The 986-nt window shown below is 71.5% G+C and carries 2 protein-coding genes and 1 pseudogene; 1 reads left to right on the top strand and 2 read right to left on the bottom strand.

Annotated elements, in window-relative coordinates:
• Positions 1-424 (top strand): bestrophin family ion channel (locus tag x551_RS22685; RefSeq protein WP_036251969.1); only part of this gene is annotated, 424 nt, incomplete at its 5' end.
• A gap of 6 nt (positions 425-430) precedes the next feature.
• Here x551_RS22685 and x551_RS27875 read toward each other — a convergent pair.
• Both x551_RS27875 and x551_RS27870 read right to left on the bottom strand, forming a co-directional pair.
• Positions 431-775 (bottom strand): universal stress protein, encoded by a 345-nt coding sequence (locus x551_RS27875; RefSeq protein WP_253950471.1) that lies wholly within the window; start codon positions 773-775, stop codon positions 431-433.
• Positions 775-986: pseudogene (locus x551_RS27870) on the bottom strand (serine/threonine protein kinase); the annotation flags it as partial. The pseudogene x551_RS27870 and the gene x551_RS27875, both read right to left, overlap by 1 nt.

Raw genomic sequence — 986 nt, 5'->3', positions numbered from 1 at the left:
GGGGCGCGGCCTCGGCGAGGCGCTGCGGGCCGGGCAGGTGGATGCGCGCATCGCCGCCGAGATCGACACCCACGTCTCGGGGCTCGCCGCCGCGGCCGCCGGCTGCGAGCGCATCGCGAGCACGCCGATCCCGTTCGCCTACACGCTGCTGCTGCACCGCACCGCGTACGTCTACTGCTTTCTGCTGCCGTTCGGCCTGGTCGATCTCATCGGCTACCTGACGCCCTTCGTGGTGCTCGTCGTCGCCTACACCTTCTTCGGCCTCGACGCCGTGGGCGACGAGATCAAGGACCCGTTCGGCCTGAAGCCCAACCACCTGCCGCTCGAGGCGATCTGCCGCACCATCGAGATCAACCTGCTGGAGGCGCTGGGCGAGACGGACCTGCCGCCGCCGCTGACGCCGCTGGCCGGCGTGCTGCGCTGACGCGGTTCAGCCGCGGCCGGCCGGATCGCGCACCACGGTCACGCTGCAGTCCGACTCCGCCACCACCTGGGCCGACACGCTGCCAAGGTAGCGGCGCAGCGGCGAGGCGCTGCGCGCGCCCATGATGATGTGGTCCACCTCGTTGCGGCGAGCGAACTCGACGATTGCGTTCGCCGCATCGGGTGCCTCGAGCACGTGGAAGGTGACGCGGCCACTGCGATCGAGGCCGTCGAGACCCAGCGCCTGCTGCAGCGGTCGGGCCCAGTGCTTCAGTGCGACCAGCTGCTTGACGTGCAGGCTGCTGCCTTCGGCGTCCACGAGTTCGTCCATGCCGATGCGGGTGGTCTTCATCACGCCCACGCAGCCAGTCGTGCACCGGCCTCGGCCTGAAGGAAATGCTGCACGGTGTCACGCAGCGTCTCCAGCAGCTCCGGCGTGCCGCCGACATCGACAGCCGCCATCAGGATTGCGTGCCGCGGCAGGTCGGCGCTGGCGCCGCCGCTGGCCTGCGGCTCCGACCCGACCGACGCCAACCAGCGGCGCAGCGCCCGCAGGCGCCCGG

This window comes from Methylibium sp. T29 (assembly GCF_000576205.1).
GTDB lineage: Bacteria > Pseudomonadota > Gammaproteobacteria > Burkholderiales > Burkholderiaceae_C > Methylibium > Methylibium petroleiphilum.
The sequence above is the reverse complement of the archived record's forward strand: the minus strand, read 5'-3'. Positions and strand labels throughout refer to the sequence as shown.